The 16,016-nt window shown below is 50.0% G+C and carries 20 protein-coding genes; 5 read left to right on the plus strand and 15 right to left on the minus strand.

All coding sequences use genetic code 11. The annotated features are described in order from the left end of the window. Positions 1-12: 12 nt before the first annotated feature. Entirely contained in the window at positions 13-201 is a 189-nt protein-coding gene (dsrB, locus tag FQZ95_RS19560) for a protein DsrB (protein ID WP_000867217.1), read from the plus strand. A 43-nt stretch (positions 202-244) separates the two neighbouring features. Here dsrB and rcsA read toward each other — a convergent pair whose 3' ends face one another. The 14 genes from rcsA to fliF form a co-directional block, all read right to left on the minus strand. Further along, positions 245-868: a transcriptional regulator RcsA gene (rcsA, locus tag FQZ95_RS19565; protein ID WP_000104001.1), complete on the minus strand. Its 624-nt coding sequence runs from the start codon at positions 866-868 to the stop codon at positions 245-247. A 289-nt stretch (positions 869-1,157) separates the two neighbouring features. After that, on the minus strand, positions 1,158-1,943 hold the full coding sequence (gene fliR / locus FQZ95_RS19570; RefSeq protein ID WP_000942317.1) for a flagellar biosynthetic protein FliR: 786 nt from the start codon (positions 1,941-1,943) through the stop codon (positions 1,158-1,160). Positions 1,944-1,951: 8 nt separating this feature from the next. Next, positions 1,952-2,221, minus strand: a complete 270-nt coding sequence (gene fliQ, locus FQZ95_RS19575) for a flagellar biosynthesis protein FliQ (protein WP_000187358.1) — start codon at positions 2,219-2,221, stop codon at positions 1,952-1,954. Between the two features lie 9 nt (positions 2,222-2,230). Continuing rightward, positions 2,231-2,968, minus strand: a complete 738-nt coding sequence (gene fliP, locus FQZ95_RS19580) for a flagellar type III secretion system pore protein FliP (RefSeq protein WP_001253450.1) — start codon at positions 2,966-2,968, stop codon at positions 2,231-2,233. After that, complete coding sequence (gene fliO / locus FQZ95_RS19585) at positions 2,968-3,333, minus strand: flagellar biosynthetic protein FliO (protein ID WP_001059107.1); 366 nt, start codon at positions 3,331-3,333, stop codon at positions 2,968-2,970. The genes fliP and fliO overlap by 1 nt, the downstream gene beginning before the upstream one ends. 2 nt (positions 3,334-3,335) lie before the next feature. Further along, positions 3,336-3,749 (minus strand): flagellar motor switch protein FliN, encoded by a 414-nt coding sequence (gene fliN / locus FQZ95_RS19590; RefSeq protein ID WP_001281692.1) that lies wholly within the window; start codon positions 3,747-3,749, stop codon positions 3,336-3,338. Then, complete coding sequence (gene fliM / locus FQZ95_RS19595; protein ID WP_001353133.1) at positions 3,746-4,750, minus strand: flagellar motor switch protein FliM; 1,005 nt, start codon at positions 4,748-4,750, stop codon at positions 3,746-3,748. Before fliM ends, fliN begins: the two co-directional genes overlap by 4 nt. A 4-nt stretch (positions 4,751-4,754) precedes the next feature. Further along, positions 4,755-5,219 (minus strand): flagellar basal body-associated protein FliL, encoded by a 465-nt coding sequence (gene fliL, locus FQZ95_RS19600; RefSeq protein WP_000133109.1) that lies wholly within the window; start codon positions 5,217-5,219, stop codon positions 4,755-4,757. Between the two features lie 104 nt (positions 5,220-5,323). Further along, positions 5,324-6,451 (minus strand): flagellar hook-length control protein FliK, encoded by a 1,128-nt coding sequence (locus FQZ95_RS19605; protein ID WP_160530555.1) that lies wholly within the window; start codon positions 6,449-6,451, stop codon positions 5,324-5,326. After that, positions 6,448-6,891, minus strand: coding sequence for a flagellar export protein FliJ (gene fliJ / locus FQZ95_RS19610; protein ID WP_000807585.1), 444 nt, complete (start codon positions 6,889-6,891; stop codon positions 6,448-6,450). The genes FQZ95_RS19605 and fliJ overlap by 4 nt, the downstream gene beginning before the upstream one ends. Positions 6,892-6,912: 21 nt before the next feature. Continuing rightward, positions 6,913-8,283 carry a flagellar protein export ATPase FliI gene (gene fliI, locus FQZ95_RS19615; RefSeq protein WP_160530556.1) on the minus strand — a complete coding sequence of 457 codons (1,371 nt, stop codon included), beginning with the start codon at positions 8,281-8,283 and terminating at the stop codon, positions 6,913-6,915. Then, entirely contained in the window at positions 8,283-8,969 is a 687-nt protein-coding gene (gene fliH, locus FQZ95_RS19620; RefSeq protein ID WP_001282688.1) for a flagellar assembly protein FliH, read from the minus strand. Before fliH ends, fliI begins: the two co-directional genes overlap by 1 nt. Then, entirely contained in the window at positions 8,962-9,957 is a 996-nt protein-coding gene (gene fliG, locus FQZ95_RS19625; RefSeq protein ID WP_000067950.1) for a flagellar motor switch protein FliG, read from the minus strand. Before fliG ends, fliH begins: the two co-directional genes overlap by 8 nt. Next, on the minus strand, positions 9,950-11,608 hold the full coding sequence (gene fliF, locus FQZ95_RS19630; protein ID WP_072645582.1) for a flagellar basal-body MS-ring/collar protein FliF: 1,659 nt from the start codon (positions 11,606-11,608) through the stop codon (positions 9,950-9,952). The genes fliG and fliF overlap by 8 nt, the downstream gene beginning before the upstream one ends. 214 nt (positions 11,609-11,822) lie before the next feature. Here fliF and fliE point away from each other — a divergent pair, with 214 nt between their 5' ends. The 4 genes from fliE (at position 11,823) to FQZ95_RS19650 (ending at position 14,330) form a co-directional block, all read left to right on the plus strand. Continuing rightward, positions 11,823-12,137, plus strand: a complete 315-nt coding sequence (gene fliE, locus FQZ95_RS19635) for a flagellar hook-basal body complex protein FliE (protein WP_001274299.1) — start codon at positions 11,823-11,825, stop codon at positions 12,135-12,137. Between the two features lie 333 nt (positions 12,138-12,470). Further along, complete coding sequence (emrE, locus tag FQZ95_RS19640) at positions 12,471-12,803, plus strand: multidrug efflux SMR transporter EmrE (RefSeq protein WP_001070440.1); 333 nt, start codon at positions 12,471-12,473, stop codon at positions 12,801-12,803. A 168-nt stretch (positions 12,804-12,971) separates the two neighbouring features. Continuing rightward, on the plus strand, positions 12,972-13,523 hold the full coding sequence (ybcL, locus tag FQZ95_RS19645; RefSeq protein WP_001353134.1) for a Raf kinase inhibitor-like protein YbcL: 552 nt from the start codon (positions 12,972-12,974) through the stop codon (positions 13,521-13,523). Positions 13,524-13,532: 9 nt separating this feature from the next. Further along, complete coding sequence (locus tag FQZ95_RS19650; protein ID WP_160530557.1) at positions 13,533-14,330, plus strand: helix-turn-helix transcriptional regulator; 798 nt, start codon at positions 13,533-13,535, stop codon at positions 14,328-14,330. Positions 14,331-14,831: 501 nt separating this feature from the next. Here the strand turns inward: FQZ95_RS19650 and ompC are convergent. Then, a complete protein-coding gene (gene ompC, locus FQZ95_RS19655) occupies positions 14,832-15,914 on the minus strand; it encodes a porin OmpC (protein ID WP_000737290.1) in 1,083 nt (360 codons plus the stop codon). Positions 15,915-16,016: the final 102 nt, after the last annotated feature.

Here is a 16,016-nt window from a genome sequence, read left to right on the forward strand (position 1 = left end):
AGGAGGAAAACGATGAAGGTGAATGATCGGGTAACAGTCAAAACGGATGGCGGTCCGCGTCGTCCTGGCGTGGTACTGGCAGTTGAGGAGTTTAGTGAAGGCACAATGTACCTGGTTTCGCTGGAAGACTACCCGCTCGGCATCTGGTTCTTTAATGAAGCAGGGCATCAGGACGGTATCTTTGTGGAGAAAGCAGAGTAATCTAATTCAGCCTGACTGGTGGGAAACCACCAGTCAGAATGTGTTAGCGCATGTTGACAAAAATACCATTAGTCACATTATCCGTCAGTCGGACGACATGGTAGATAACCTGTTTATTATGCGTTTTGATCTTACGTTTAATATTACCTTTATGCGATGAAACGGTCTTGGCTTTGATATTCATTTGGTCGGAGATTTGAATGGTTCCCTGACCTGCCATCCACATTCGCAACATACTCGATTCGGTTCGGCTCAATGATAACGTCGGCATATTTAAAAACGAGGTTATCGTTGTCTCTTTTTTCAGAATATCGCCAAGGATATCGTCGAGAGATTCCGGTTTAATCGATTTAGAACTGATCAATAAATTTTTTCTGACCAATAGATATTCATCAAAATGAACATTGGCAATTGCCATAAAAACGATAAATAACGTATTGGGATGTTGATTAATGATGAGCTTGATACGCTGACTGTTAGAAGCATCGTGGATGAAACAGTCCTCATTAATAAACACCACTGAAGGGCGCTGTGAATCACAAGCTATGGCAAGGTCATCAACGGTTTCAATGTCGTTGATTTCTCTTTTTTTAACCCCTCTGCTCAACAGATACCCGGTTAAACCTAGTCGGGTGTAACTACATAAATCCATAATAATCGTTGACATGGCATACCCTCACTCAATGCGTAACGATAATTCCCCTTACCTGAATATTTCATCATGACTAAACGGAACAACATGGGTCACCTAATGCGCCACTCTCGCGATTTTTCAGGCGGACTTACTATCCCGTAAAGTGTTGTATAATTTGCCTGGAATTGTCTTAAAGTAAAGTAAATGTTGCGATATGTGAGTGAGGTTAAAACAAATATTTCGCCACAGGAGTATCCTGGAAGATGTTCGTGGGTATTATTTTTCAGATAATCCTTAGGATAACAAGATAAACATTAGGGAATCATATTACAGGTAATTCGCTGATAATATCTGCCAGCAAATTAAAAATTTCACTAAATAAATGTTCGCAAAAAGGAGCAATTAACGGCATTAATGCCGCCATTAATGAGATACCGACAGTCAGAGTTAATGGAAATCCAATAACAAAAATGGATAATTGCGGGGCCATACGATTCAGTAAACCTAATGCCAGATTCAGTGTCAGCAGCAGAGTAATGAGCGGTAACGCCAGCATCAGTCCATTGAGGAAAATCAAACTCCCTGCTTTGGTGAGTGCCAGAAACGCATTGCTATTTAGCGGCTCGCCACCAATAGGCAGGGTGTGAAAGGTATCCACCAGCAGTGAAATCAGCCATAAATGACCGTTAAATGTCAGGAACAGCAGTAACGCCAGCATATCCATGATGCGTGCTAAAACGGGCATATTGAGATGGCTGCCCGGATCGACAAACGTCGCAAATGACAGCCCCATTTGCAGACCGATAATTTCGCCAGCCGTTCGTACAGCGGCAAAGGCAAACTGCATGGTAAAACCAAGCGCAATGCCGATCAGGATCTGCTGCACGGCCAGCCACAGAGCAAAGAACGAAAAAACAGGAACATCGTTGGCAGGTAATGATGGGGCAATGGCGAACGTGATCATCATTGCCAGACCCAGTTTTACCCGTTTCGGCACGCTGCGTTCGCTCAGAATTGGCGCGGTAGAAATGAGCGCCAGCACGCGCAGTAACGGCCAGAAGTACAGACTTAGCCAGGAAAGCCATTGATCGCTTGTCACCTGCAACATTGTACGGGCTACCCGATGATATACGGCAGGTTAGTGAACAAGGTGCGGACGTAATCCAGCAACAGATTGAGCATCCACGGTCCAGCAATAATAATGGCGATAAATACGGCGATGATTTTCGGAATAAACGACAGCGTCATTTCGTTAATCTGCGTGGCGGCCTGCAAAATACTGATGATAAGGCCCGTGACCAACGCTACCAGCAATAGCGGGGCAGCCAGCGCCAGCGCAACTTTCATCGCTTCAGTCCCCATCATCATGACCGATTCAGGTGTCATTTTGCCTCTCTAGCTGTAAAAGCTCTGCGCCAGCGAACCGACCAGCAATTGCCAGCCATCCACCAGTACAAACAGCATCAGTTTAAAGGGCAGAGCAATGGTGGCCGGGGGCACCATCATCATCCCCAATGCCATCAGTACGCTGGCAATCACGAGGTCGATAATCAAAAAAGGAATGAAAATCGTGAAGCCTATCTGAAATGCGGTTTTCAGCTCGCTGGTCACGTAGGCCGGGAGCAAAATGCGCATTGGCACGGCTTCAGGTCCCTGCAACGGGCCGGTATTCGCCAGTCTGGCAAACAACCCTAAATCTGCCTCGCGGGTCTGACGCAGCATAAACTCACGCAGCGGCTGCGCCCCTTTTTCCAGCGCCTCCTGCATTGAGATTTTCTCTTCGCTGAACGGCTGGTACGCATCGACATAAATTTTGTCGATCACCGGTGACATAATAAAAAAGGTCAAAAACAGTGCCAGCCCCAGCAATACCTGGTTAGGTGGCGCGGAGGGCGTTCCCAGCGCGTTACGCAATAAACCAAAAACAATGATGATGCGGGTGAAACTGGTCATCATCAGTAAAATCGCTGGAATAAACGTCAACGAGGTAATGAACACCAGCGTCTGCACCGGGAGGGACCAACTTTGTCCACCGCCAGGCAGCGGCTGACTGGTGATACCCGGCAGTTGTGCGAAGGCGAGAGGGGTAACCAGCCAGAGAAGAACAGGTGCGACAGACAACAAACGACGCATCAGGATCTCCCGCTACGCTTAAGCAAGTTTTTCATGACCGACTGAAAATCGGTCTGCGGTATCTCTTCCGTTGGCGCAGAAGGGGGAAGTTTATGCAGCAGATTGATTTGCCCTGCGGTAACGCCGAGCACCAGGCGTGCATCTTCCACATCGACCACCACGACCCTTTCACGCGCGCCCAGCGAAGCACTGGCGCTAATTTTCAGACCGTTAACGCCAGTTCGTTTGGGGGCAAATCCCAGCCGTTTTACCAGCCAGGCAGCAGCGAGGATCAGGGCAATAATGGCGATCAGTGCGCCGCTCACCTGCAGCAGCGGCGCAGCAGAAACCGGCGCGGACGGTTGCACAGTAGCGTGGTTATTCATCGCTAACGGCTCAGGCGGCGCATTCGCTCAGACGGAGTAATGATATCGGTGATCCGCACGCCATATTTATCGGCAACGACTACCACTTCGCCCTGGGCGATTAAATAACCGTTGATCAGAATATCCAGCGGTTCGCCTGCCAGGCCGTCCAGCGCTACGACTGACCCTTGTGTCAGGCGCAACAGCTCTTTAATGGTCATCCGAGTGCGGCCCAGTTCGACGGTCAGCTTAACCGGAATATCCATAATCAGGTCGATATCCTGCAACGTTCCGCTGACATCACCGCCGCCAAATTGCTGGAATACCGCGTCTGCAGCGCTTTTACTGCTGGTTGATTTTTGTTCGCTCAACGCTTCAGCCCACAGATCGTCCATTGCGCCGTTGTTATCATCGGCCGGATTATTCAAGTCACTCATTTGGGCTGTTCCTCGTTCAGAGAATTCAAAATCGGGTTAATCAAATGTTCAATCCGTAACGCATACTGGCCGTTGAGGGTGCCGTACTGGCTGGTCAGCACCGGAACGCCGTCAACATGGGCGATGATGCGATCGGGTTTTTCTATCGGCAGGACGTCGCCGGGTTTCAGTTTTAAAATCTGCGACAGACGCAGCGATATATCGGCAAAGTTAGCGACCAGCTCCAGCTGTGAGTGCTGCACCTGACGCACCAGGTTATCGCGCCAGTTCTGATCTTCATTTCGTGAGTTTTCCAGCGGCGGGTTAACCAACAATTCCCGTAGCGGCTCGATCATGCTGAATGGCAGGCAGATATTAAATTCGCCGGTCAGGTTGCCAATCTCCACATGGAACGGTGTGTTAACCACGATGTCGTTCGGCGAGGTGGTGATATTGGTAAATTTCACCTGCATTTCCGAACGCACGTACTCTACATCCAGCGGATTAATTGCTTTCCAGGCGTCGCTATAGCCTTCCAGCGCCAGCTTCAACATACGGTTGATGACGCGCTGTTCAGTATGGGTAAACTCGCGACCTTCCACTTTGGTTGGGAAGCGTCCATCGCCGCCAAACAGGTTATCCACGGCGATAAACACCAGACTCGGCGAGAACACCACCAGCCCTGTGCCGCGTAGCGGTTTCAGGTGGATTAGGTTCAGGTTGGTCGGCACCGGCAGGTTGCGGGCAAATTCATGGTACGGCTGAATGCGGATGGCCCCGACGGTAATGTCCGGGCTACGGCGCAATAGGTTGAACAGCCCCATACGGAAATGGCGGGCAAAACGCTCATTAATGATTTCCAGCGCCTGCAAACGTTCGCGTACAACCCGTCGTTGGGTATTCGGATCGTACGGACGAATGTCACTATCGCCGCTAACACTGGCCGTCGGTTCGTCTTTGACTTCGCTGTCACCATTCAACAGCGCATCAATTTCAGCTTGAGAAAGAATACTATCGCCCATGTCGTTATCGCAGAATAAAAGCGGTATACAGCACGTCGGTGACATCCTGTTTCGGTTGCCCGGCAACAAGCGGGGTGGAAAGTGTGGCTTTAATCTCAGCAATCAGGCTTTTCTTGCCTTCTTCTGTCGCCAGTACGGCAGCATCCTGACGCGAAAACAGTAACAGCAAGCGGCTACGGACTTCCGGCAAATACTCACTTAGCCGCGAGCGGGTAGCTTCATCTTTTAGCCGCAGAGTTATGCCGATATAAAGCACGCGATCCGCATCACCCAAATTGACCGTAAAGGTATCCAGCGCATAGAAGACCGGTGAGGGCACGACGCGTTGCTGCGCTTTGTCGTCAGCAGCAACCTGATGCGAATGCCAGTAGCTGTAACCTGCGCTGGCACAGGCCGCGAGGGTAATGAATACCAGAATCGGGATCCAAAGCGATCGCTTGCTTTTCTTGCTTATCGCGTAATCAGTCATGTGTTGCGGTCTTCCTGTGTCGCTACTGCTTATCGGCTAATTATCCTGCGTCTTGAACACAACAAAGCGGGGAAAAGACGCGGATTACGGTGCTACCTCTGACGTTAGGCGAAAATATCAACGCCACTGTTGTCTGTTACGCGCCCTTGTAAAGAGACGGGAACGGGTAGCGCATCGTCGTCTTCACCCGCCAGAGGTTCATGATTTGCTGTGCGCTGGCTTTGCTGTTGCTGTGAAGCGGCCTGTTGCTGACCACTAAAGCTTTCGCCACTGATGTTGCTCTGCCCTAACTGAATGCCACTTTCTGCCAGCTGCGTACGCAGTACCGGTAGCGCAGCTTCCAGCGCGGCGCGTACGTGCTGATGCGGTGACACCATCTGGATTTGCGCCTGGCTATCATCCACTTTGAGGGAGATTTGTACTTCACCTAAATCCTGCGGGTGCAGACGCAACTCTGCACTTTGTTGCCCCTGGCGGGTAAACAGCGAAATATGCTGGCTTAATGATTGTTGCCATTCGTGAGAACCCAGCGGCGCACTCAAAACAGGTGCTGCGACGGTGGGCAGCGGCTGTGTCTGGTGCGGAGTGATGAGCGGGCTGACGGCAGCGGTCACCGGCGAAGGTGTGCTGATGACTTCCGCTTTACTCTGGGCTTCTGCTACCAGCGGTGTTACTGGCTGAGCTTGCGCGTCAGGGGCGTCATCGGGCTGTGCGGTTGTGAATTGCGCCGTAGTCAGTTTTGTGTAGAGAGTTGGTTTCTCTGTCGGTAACACGGTTGACGGCGCATCAGCCACTTTGGGCGTATTGTCAAAACCCGGCAACATCGCAAAAAGGGCGCTCAGGCTTGCGGTGACGTCTTCATTAAGCTCATCCGCTTTTTCGTCTTTTGTCGTATTTTTGTCAGCCACCGCAGCCAACGTCATCGTCTGAGCGGTGGTTAACGGTGTTGATGTGGATTGTTCGTCGTTGATGACAGGCGGTATTCCATCCTCAGGGATCAGTAAATCCGCTTGTTGCACATCGGAAAGAATATCGCTAACCAGCGGCTCGCCTTTTGTTGTGGGCTTCTCTGTTGCCACCAGCAACTGGGGAGCCGCTTTGTCGGTTGTTGTTTCACCTGCTAATGCTCCGCTCAACAATGCGAGAAAATCTTGTGTAACATCGCTGGCTTTACCGCCGGGCAATATGGCGGTGTCAACGTCAGCGGTAATCACGGGCGCTAAGCGAATCATTCGGGTTTCCTCATGGTGGCACGTTGGGCGAACTCATCCATCTTTTTCTGATCGAGACGGTTTTCTGCAAGCAGTGCCGCCGTGGATTGCCGTTCCTGCAGTGTCTGCCAGGCTTGCAAACGTTGTTTCTTTTCTCGCCAGCTGTTCAGGGCAATGTCAACTTTCTGCGTCCACTGATTAAGTTGCTGGCGATGCTGAGTAATGGCTTTTTCCAGCGTCTGGATAAACTGCTGATAGTTGATCCAGCGGTTACTGGTCATCCCGGCACTCATATCGCTGTTGAGGTTATTGCGATATTCATTCTGATAATCGATCAGCATTTTGAGTTGTTCCTCTGCCTGCTGGCATCCGCGACGCATTTCACCCAGCAGGCGCGCGGCATCTTCTACCTCTTTTTCTGCCAGATCTTTCAGGGTCGCCAGCGCGCCATGTTCTGCCATCTGCCGTTATCTCCTGCGTTTTCACACTGTCGGGAATATGCGCTCCAGCCCCTGGAGAGACTCTTCCCAGTCCGCGCGTTCAAAAATGCCTTGTTGCAAATAGCCCTCCAGCTGCGGCCACAGAGCGATGGCTTTATCGAGCATTGGATCGCTGCCTTTGGCATACGCGCCGACGCTAACCAGATCGCGGTTACGCTGAAAACTCGACAACAGCTGTTTGAAGGTGCGCACTCGCGCGTAATGTTGCTCGCTGATCAACGCCGTCATTGCACGGCTGATCGACGCTTCAATATCAATCGCCGGATAGTGTCCGGCTTCCGCCAGACGACGAGAAAGTACAATGTGACCGTCGAGGATCGCCCGTGCGGAGTCGGCAATCGGGTCCTGCTGGTCATCGCCTTCGGTGAGCACGGTATAAAACGCCGTAATTGAGCCGCCGCCGCTGATACCGTTACCGGCACGCTCGACCAGCGCCGGTAATTTGGCGAATACCGACGGTGGATAACCTTTGGTGGCAGGCGGTTCGCCAATTGCCAGCGCAATCTCACGTTGGGCCATCGCGTAGCGGGTGAGGGAGTCCATAATCAGCAACACATGCTGACCACGATCGCGAAAATCTTCGGCAATGCGCGTGGCATAGGCGGCACCTTGCATTCGCAGGAGCGGAGAAACATCCGCTGGAGCGGCAATCACCACGGAGCGTGCACGCCCTTCGGCACCGAGGATATTCTCAATAAAATCTTTTACTTCGCGCCCACGTTCACCAATCAAACCCACGACAATGACATCGGCGCGGGTGTAACGTGCCATCATCCCCAGCAGCACACTTTTACCGACACCAGAGCCAGCAAACAGCCCCATACGCTGCCCGCGCCCAACGGTAAGCAGGGCATTGATTGGGCGCACGCCCGTGTCCAGCACATGTTCAATCGGTGTACGTTGCAAAGGGTTAAAAGGCGGGGTGATCAGCGCACCTGTTTCGGTCGTATCGGGGGAGGGAAGGCCATCAAGCGGTTTACCGCTGCCATCCAGAACGCGACCTAATAACGCCGGACCGAGTGGCAACTGCTTGCCGCTTTGCAGCCCTTCAGCCGAAATGTGTTTGGCATAAACGCGCGCGCCGGGCAGGACACCTTCCACTTCTTCCAGCGGCATTAAAAACAGCCGTTGACCGTTAAAACCAACCACTTCGCTTTCTACTTCATGCGTTTCCGACCCGTTCTGGCGCTCAATCACACAGGTTGAGCCGAGCGGCAATTGTAATCCGGTAGCCTCCAGCACCAGCCCGGTAGCGCGAGTTAATCGCCCGTAGCGACGTACCGCAGGCAACTGCGCCATTTTGGCTTCGAAGTTATCCAGCGTGGTTAGCCAGCGAGTCAGGCGCGTGGTCATTACACCACTCCTGGCGCTGCCAGACGGCAGAGCTCTTGCCAGCGAGTGGCGACACTGGCATCGAGATCGCCTTCATCGGCGGAGACTTTGCAGCCGCCTGGATGGAGCGTGGGATCGCCCCGTAAGCGCCAGCCATGCAAACTTAAGGTTGCGCCCAGCATATCATCAACACGTTGCAGATCATCCGGGTGCACGCGCAGTTGCGGTTTGCCACTGAATAACGGTTCTTGCTGCAATAACTGTTGGATCTGTTTGATCAGCGCCGAGTTGTCCACCGTTGGCGTTTGACCGATGACCTGGCGCGCCGCCTCCAGCGCCATCTGCATCAGGCGCGAAGCAATCACACTATCAAGTGCATCAAGGGTAGTTTGAAATTCGCTGACCAGTTGCTGCATCCGGGCATGAATCGGCGCTTGCTGGGATTTTGCCTGTGCCAGCCCTTGTTCCAGCCCCTGGGCCAGACCTTCCTGATAGCCTTGCTCATGGCCTTGCTGGCGACCTTCGGCAATCCCCGCCTGATAACCTTGCTCATGGGCCTGCATTTGCAGTTGTGCCAGTTGCTGCTCAAGGCTGGGTTCAGTCTCTTCAATGATGGTTTCTTCTGGCTCGTCCATTGGCACAAACTCTGCCTGTGGTGGCGCGAGATCGTCTGGCGTCCAGGTTTTCCACGGCAAATTATCAGACATAGGTATCCTCGCCGCTACCAATCACCATCTCGCCAGTTTCGGCAAGGCGGCGCACAATCAGCAGAATCGCTTTCTGTTCGTTTTCCACCTGCGACAGACGCACCGGACCGCGGTTGGCGAGATCGTCGCGCAGAATATCGGCGGCACGCTGCGACATATTGCGCAGGAACTTCTCGCGCAGTGGTTGCTCGGCCCCTTTCAGCGCGATCAACAGCGATTCGGAATCCACTTCCTGCAACAGACGCTGGATGCTGCGATCGTCGACATCCACCAGATTTTCGAACAGGAACATCTCGTCGATAATTTTTTGTGCCAGCTCGCCGTCGAATTCACGCACGGCGGTAATAACGGCTTCTTCCTGCTGCGTTTTCATCAGGTTGATAATTTCGGCTGCCGTTCTCACGCCGCCCATTTTGCTGCGCTTGAGATTCTGACCGTCGAGCAAGCCATTCAATACTTCGGTCAGTTCCGCCAGCGCGGCTGGCTGCACGCCGCCAAAGGTGGCGATACGCAACATCACGTCGTGGCGCAGACGTTCATCGAACAACGCCAGAATATCGGCGGCTTGCGCACGCTTCAGATGCACCAGAATGGTGGCGATAATCTGCGGATGCTCATCGCGAATCAGATCGGCGGCGCTCTGCGGCTCCATAAAGTTGAGCGTTTCAATACCGCTGGCAGTATCGCGGGTTTCGAGAATATCTTCCAGTAGGCTGGCGGCACGTTCTTCACCGAGGGCTTTAACCAGCACCGAACGCAGATAATCGTTGGCGTTGATATTCAGTGCGGCAAACTGTTCAGCTTCTTGCTCAAACTCCGCCAGCACATCGGTTAGCTGCTTGTTGGAGATCTGCGTGACGTTCGCCATTGCTGCACTCAGGGTTTGCACTTCGCGCTGGGAGAGGTGCTTGAACACCTCTGCCGCCCGGTCTTCGCCAATGGTCATCAGCAGGATGACGCTTTTATCGGTGCCTGTCAGGTTACTCATGATCGTTATTTATCCACTGGCGAATGACCAGCGCCACCACGCGCGGATCGTTATCAGACATTTCACGGATACGCTGGCTCATGACCTCTGCCCCCAGACGTTGGTTCGCGCGTCGTTGTTGGAGTTGTTCATCTTTGCTCAGGCGGACTTCCACCGCATCTTCCACTTCCTCGCGGGCCTGCGCCTGTTGCTGCACAGCTTTCATCGCCTCAGCGCGACGAGTTAGCTGTGGACGTACCGCTTTACGCCACAGTAGCCACGCCACCAGCAGTACCAGCAACCAGCGTCCGGCGCTCAGCAACTGATCGATAAATACCTGTTGTTGCCAGAACGGCAGTTCTCCACCGCTTTCGTCGCTGCTATTGAACGGCGAGTTAACGACATTGAGTGAGTCACCGCGTTTTTCAGAAAAGCCCATCGCCTCGCGGGTCAGATCTTCAATTTGCTTCATCTGTTCGTTGCTGAGAGGCAACGGTTTGCCATCTGGCAAGGTTTTGTAATTCACCACTACCGCGACTGACAGACGTTGCACATCGCCCACGTTCATTTTGGTATGACGAATGGTGCGATCGACCTCGTAGTTACTGGTTTCATTACGTTGTGTGCTACGCGGCCCATTATTGCTGGTGGTGCTTGCCTGCTGCTGGCGATTATTTTGATTTGCCGGAGGCGTGCTGATCGGCGCGTTATTTGCGGGTGCTGGTTGATTCGACAACGCACCCGGTACGCCGCCTGGATAACCGGAACCGCTTTGCTCGCTCTCATTAAGCTGGCGTGAGCGGAGCGCCGCCTGAGATTTATCACCGTTAGGGCGATACTGCTCTTCGGTTTGCTCCTTACTGGCGAAGTCCAGTTGCGCCGTAACCTGGGCGTGAATATTGCCATTGCCGACAATAGGCGACAGGATCGCTTCAATACGCCGCTGAATTCGGCCTTCGACATCACTGGCATATTTCAACTGAGCATCATTAAGATCGCGCCCGCTGGTGTTGGATTGGGTTAACAGATGTCCGCCCTGATCCACCAACGTGACGTTCCCCGGCGGCAGACCAGCAACTGCACTGGAAACCAGATGCACAATGGCGCTAATTTGCCCTTCATCGAGTGCGCGGCCGGGTAACAGATTTACCGTCACCGATGCAGAAGGGGATTTTTGCTCACGGACAAATAAAGAGGGTTTCGGCAATGCCAAATGGACACGCGCCCCTTTTACCGGGCCGATAGTTTCGATGGTACGAGAAAGCTCGCCTTCCAGCGCCCGCTGATAATTCACCTGTTCGCTGAACTGGCTAATGCCAAACTTTTCCTGATCGAGCAGTTCGAAACCGACCGCGCCGCCTTTGGGCAAACCTTGTTGCGCCAGGCGCAGGCGCAGTTCGTGAACTTTATCTGCCGGAACTTCAATAGCGCCGCTGGCTTCGCTGAAGCGGTAAGGAATATTCATTTGCGTCAGTTGGCTGACAATTGCGCCACCATCCTGATCGGACAGATTGCTGAATAATGTGCGGTAGTCGGGGGCTTTCGCCCACAGGATCAGTGCGACCATGACCGCCACTGCCGCGGAACCGGCAACAATCAATGGAATTTTCGGATTCGCACGCAGGCGATTAAGCCACTCAAGAGATTTTGTCTGGGCTGCAGTCGCATTCATCGCGCACCTCGTGGCTGATTATGGACGGCGTTATTGGCAAAGTGGAACAAGACTCACTCCCGGGTCAGCAAACTCGAAAAATTGACGCTCCCATTATTTGTGCTTTCGTTTTTTTCTATCCGCCAATAAACCCGTTTTTTTGTTGCTATTTAGCGCCTTTGTCTTATTGACTTACTGGTAGGCTTTGCTACCAGAAATTATCCGGGAGATGAAAATGTCAGCGATACAGGGGATTGAAGGGGTTATCAGCCAGTTACAGGCTACGGCGATGAGTGCGCGTGCGCAGGAATCACTACCGCAACCGACCATTAGTTTTGCCGGGCAGCTGCATGCCGCGCTCGATCGCATAAGCGATACACAAACCGCCGCCCGCACGCAGGCAGAAAAATTCACCCTCGGCGAACCCGGCGTGGCGTTAAACGATGTGATGACCGATATGCAAAAAGCCTCAGTTTCAATGCAAATGGGGATTCAGGTGCGTAATAAGCTGGTGGCGGCGTATCAGGAAGTGATGAGCATGCAGGTGTAAGTTGTGTAACCTGTTGTTGATTACATCCGATCTCACCGCGTGGGGCATGGATGGGGCAAACTCACTCAATTTCTGGTTTAAAATGGAAACCTGATTCTGAAAGTTTTCTGCCATCCACGATCTGTAAACGCGATAACATGTTTTGTCTTCGCTTTGCTCATAGGAAGAGTGAACTCTTTCGTTAGCCCTGGGTTCCTTCTGATCATTATTGTTCCTGCCTTTATCTCTTGCCACGCCAGAGCCCCCTGGATACACATACACCAGGATGAAAACGGTGAGTTGTGTTCAAACTGTAGTACAATTCTCTCCAGTATGAACAGGAAAGAATATGCTATGAACCCTTATATTTATCTTGGTGGCGCAATACTTGCAGAGGTCATTGGTACAACCTTAATGAAGTTTTCAGAGGGGTTTACACGGTTATGGCCCTCTGTTGGCACAATTATTTGTTATTGTGCATCATTCTGGTTATTAGCTCAGACGCTGGCTTATATACCTACAGGGATTGCTTATGCTATCTGGTCAGGAGTCGGTATCGTTCTGATTAGTTTGCTTTCCTGGGGATTTTTTGGCCAACGACTGGACCTGCCAGCCATCATAGGCATGATGTTAATTTGTGCCGGTGTGTTAGTCATTAACTTGTTGTCACGAAGTGCACCGCATTAAAAAATAATTATCCTTGAGACAACAGGAATGTAATTTGTGCATATTATGGCTAATGCTGAGGGCAACTTTATAATTATGATTGCATTTGCACGATCATTGCGCCTTTATGCATAATGAGAGCAAGGCATATCAAATAAAATAACGATAGGTCACAACAAAGAGGTTTTTATGAAAAAGCTTATCGTTTCAAGTGTATTGGCATTCATAACATTTTCTGCGCAGGCCGCAGCATTTCAGGTCACTAGTAATGAAATAAAAACAGGAGAGCAACTTACAACGTCTCATGTATTTTCTGGATTTGGGTGTGAGGGGGGTAATACATCGCCCTCATTAACCTGGTCTGGTGCTCCAGAAGGCACCAAAAGCTTTGCCGTAACTGTGTATGATCCAGATGCGCCTACAGGCAGTGGATGGTGGCACTGGACTGTTGCTAATATTCCAGCAACGGTAACATATTTGCCCGCTGATGCAGGAAGACGTGATGGTACAAAACTTCCGACTGGTGCTGTCCAAGGCCGAAATGATTTTGGCTATGCGGGATTTGGTGGAGCATGTCCTCCCAAAGGAGATAAACCCCATCATTACCAGTTTAAAGTATGGGCTCTAAAAACTGATAAGATTCCTGTAGATTCTAATTCCAGCGGAGCGTTAGTTGGTTATATGCTTAATGCCAATAAAATTGCAACCGCTGAGATAACACCAGTTTATGAGGTAAAGTAGGGTAAGAGTATGCTGGCAAAAGATAGGACTAACCTAAAGATTGAAGAAATACGGATGCATAAACATCATGAGATTCACAGGGTTAAGCCTCTTATGCCAGCTTTATGCCGTATCCGTCAGGGAAAAAAAGTTATCAATTGGGAAACGCATAGTCTAACTGTTGATAATAATCAGATAATTTTATTTCCCTGTGGATATGAATTTTATATTGCGAATTACCCAGAAGCAGGTCTTTATCTTGCAGAAATGCTTTATTATCCCATTGATCTAATTGAAAGGTTCCAAAATCTTTATGCGATAACCGATCAAATTCGTAACACGACAGGTTTCTGCTTACCTCAGAATCCCGAGTTAATATATTGTTGGGAGCAACTAAAAACATCTATTTCCCGAGGCTTCTCAACGCAAATTCAGGAACACTTAGCAATGGGCGTTCTACTTTCATTAGGAGCACATCATGTTAATTATTTGCTTTTATCAGATAGTAAACAATCATTAATAAGTCGTTGTTATAACCTAATGCTATCCGAACCTGGAACAAAATGGACAGCAAACAAGGTAGCGAGATATCTCTACATTTCTGTTTCCACATTGCATCGCCGTCTGGCAAGCGAGGGAGTAAGTTTTCAAAGTATATTGGACGACGTGAGGTTAAATAATGCGTTGTCTGCTATACAAACGACAGTAAAACCTATCAGCGAGATTGCCAGGGAAAATGGTTACAAGTGTCCTTCTCGTTTTACTGAAAGGTTCCATAATCGTTTTAAGATAACACCAAGAGAGCTAAGAAAAGCGTCCAGAGAGTAAAACTATTTTATGAAGAAGCAGCTGCATCGTTTTTTATTTTGGAAAATCAATACGGCATACTCAACCTATTGGAGCCTGAACAATCCGGTGACTTCTGCGCTAATCGGGGACGTTTATAAGCACATATAATTGATACTATCTTCCTCCATCACAATTTCAGAAATGCACGTGTGATTTTTTTGCATCCGGCGTTTGGACTATGTGGAGTTCAAGAGTGGGAAAGTTACAAGAGGTTGAGGGGATAATTTAAGGGATGCTTATGACATTAGATATCCGGTTAGGTACGGATATCGTTGTTATTAAATCTAATTGATACGTTAATTGTTCACTGAGTATTATTAAAAATGGGGCGTTGAAACGCCCCAGAAAATAAAGGGTAATATATAACAGAAGGTTTATATAGTCAGAAGCAAGATAGCGCTTCTAAGGAAAGTGGCTTGAGGGGGCCACTTATATGTTGGGGAGGCAAAGCCTCCCACAACATATCTTTGAGTAATCAGATTAGAACTGGTAAACCAATCCTACAGCAACGATATCATCGGTAGCAACGCCAGATGCTTTCGTGAAATCGCTCTTATCAATCAGGTTGATTTTGTAATCAACAAAAGTGGACATATTTTTGTTGAAGTAATAGGTTGCACCTACATCAATATATTCAACCAGGTCCTGATCACCCCACGCACCCAAGTCTTTTCCTTTAGATTGCAGGTAAGCAACGGACGGACGCAGACCGAAGTCGAACTGATATTGTGCAACTACTTCGAAGTTTTGTGCTTTGTTGGCAATATGGTTATTACCAAAAACAGTCATGTTCTGGGTTTCAGAATAGGTGGTAGCCAGATAGATGTTGTTCGCATCATATTTCAGACCAGCTGCCCATACTTCAGCATTTTGACCAGATGCATTCAGGCTGTTGTTACCGTAGATAACCTGATCATTAGTGCGGTCAGATTTAGCATAGGTTGCACCTACACCGAATCCTTCATACTCATAAGTAGTGGAGAAACCGAAACCATCACCGTTAGCTTCAGTTACGTCAGTGCGGTCATTTTTACCCTGATACTGAGCAGCAAAGTTCAGACCATCAACCAGACCAAAGAAGTCGTTGTTACGATAAGTTGCAACACCTGTGGTGCGACCAGTCATGAACACATCTGTTTGGGTCCAGGTATCGCCACCGAATTCTGGCAGAACGTCGGTCCATGCACCGATATCGTATGCTACACCGTAGTTACGGCCATAATCGATGGAGCCGTAGTCACCGAATTTCAGGCCAGCGAAGGCAAGACGGGTTTTATCTTTGGAAGAACCTTGAGATTCAGCACGGTTGCCTTTGAATTCATATTCCCACTGACCGAAACCAGTCAGTTGATCGTTGATTTGGGTTTCGCCTTTGAAGCCCAGACGAACATAAGTTGTGTCGCCATCATCTGCATCGTTAGAAGAGAAGTAGTGCTTAGCATTAACTTTTCCGTACAGATCCAGCTTGTTACTGTCTTTATTGTAAATCTCTGCTGCCTGAGCAGACATCGCCATCAGTACTGATGCAGCTACAGCAGAAATTGCCACTGTTAATTTTTTCATCGTGAGCCCTTTTATTTGAACTATTATTTAAAAATGATGTCACTGCACCACAAATATTCATCTAATCAATGAGATTATTTCAAGATGTAAGTTTTAGTTTCT

The sequence above is a fragment of the Escherichia sp. HH41S genome (genome assembly GCF_009820115.1).
Classification (GTDB): domain Bacteria; phylum Pseudomonadota; class Gammaproteobacteria; order Enterobacterales; family Enterobacteriaceae; genus Escherichia; species Escherichia coli_F.

What these genes read in the sequence shown, in the direction of transcription:
- fliP (WP_001253450.1), bottom strand. Translation starts at nt 2,968, where the DNA reads ATGCGTCGTTTGTTGTCTGTCGCACCTGTTCTTCTCTGGCTGGTTACC.
- dsrB (WP_000867217.1), top strand. Translation starts at nt 13, where the DNA reads ATGAAGGTGAATGATCGGGTAACAGTCAAAACGGATGGCGGTCCGCGT.
- FQZ95_RS19650 (WP_160530557.1), top strand. Translation starts at nt 13,533, where the DNA reads ATGCTGGCAAAAGATAGGACTAACCTAAAGATTGAAGAAATACGGATG.
- fliF (WP_072645582.1), bottom strand. Translation starts at nt 11,608, where the DNA reads ATGAATGCGACTGCAGCCCAGACAAAATCTCTTGAGTGGCTTAATCGC.
- fliJ (WP_000807585.1), bottom strand. Translation starts at nt 6,891, where the DNA reads ATGGCAGAACATGGCGCGCTGGCGACCCTGAAAGATCTGGCAGAAAAA.
- fliN (WP_001281692.1), bottom strand. Translation starts at nt 3,749, where the DNA reads ATGAGTGACTTGAATAATCCGGCCGATGATAACAACGGCGCAATGGAC.
- fliG (WP_000067950.1), bottom strand. Translation starts at nt 9,957, where the DNA reads ATGAGTAACCTGACAGGCACCGATAAAAGCGTCATCCTGCTGATGACC.
- fliE (WP_001274299.1), top strand. Translation starts at nt 11,823, where the DNA reads ATGTCAGCGATACAGGGGATTGAAGGGGTTATCAGCCAGTTACAGGCT.
- ompC (WP_000737290.1), bottom strand. Translation starts at nt 15,914, where the DNA reads ATGAAAAAATTAACAGTGGCAATTTCTGCTGTAGCTGCATCAGTACTG.
- fliL (WP_000133109.1), bottom strand. Translation starts at nt 5,219, where the DNA reads ATGACTGATTACGCGATAAGCAAGAAAAGCAAGCGATCGCTTTGGATC.
- fliR (WP_000942317.1), bottom strand. Translation starts at nt 1,943, where the DNA reads ATGTTGCAGGTGACAAGCGATCAATGGCTTTCCTGGCTAAGTCTGTAC.
- emrE (WP_001070440.1), top strand. Translation starts at nt 12,471, where the DNA reads ATGAACCCTTATATTTATCTTGGTGGCGCAATACTTGCAGAGGTCATT.
- fliO (WP_001059107.1), bottom strand. Translation starts at nt 3,333, where the DNA reads ATGAATAACCACGCTACTGTGCAACCGTCCGCGCCGGTTTCTGCTGCG.
- fliQ (WP_000187358.1), bottom strand. Translation starts at nt 2,221, where the DNA reads ATGACACCTGAATCGGTCATGATGATGGGGACTGAAGCGATGAAAGTT.
- ybcL (WP_001353134.1), top strand. Translation starts at nt 12,972, where the DNA reads ATGAAAAAGCTTATCGTTTCAAGTGTATTGGCATTCATAACATTTTCT.
- rcsA (WP_000104001.1), bottom strand. Translation starts at nt 868, where the DNA reads ATGTCAACGATTATTATGGATTTATGTAGTTACACCCGACTAGGTTTA.
- FQZ95_RS19605 (WP_160530555.1), bottom strand. Translation starts at nt 6,451, where the DNA reads ATGATTCGCTTAGCGCCCGTGATTACCGCTGACGTTGACACCGCCATA.
- fliH (WP_001282688.1), bottom strand. Translation starts at nt 8,969, where the DNA reads ATGTCTGATAATTTGCCGTGGAAAACCTGGACGCCAGACGATCTCGCG.
- fliM (WP_001353133.1), bottom strand. Translation starts at nt 4,750, where the DNA reads ATGGGCGATAGTATTCTTTCTCAAGCTGAAATTGATGCGCTGTTGAAT.
- fliI (WP_160530556.1), bottom strand. Translation starts at nt 8,283, where the DNA reads ATGACCACGCGCCTGACTCGCTGGCTAACCACGCTGGATAACTTCGAA.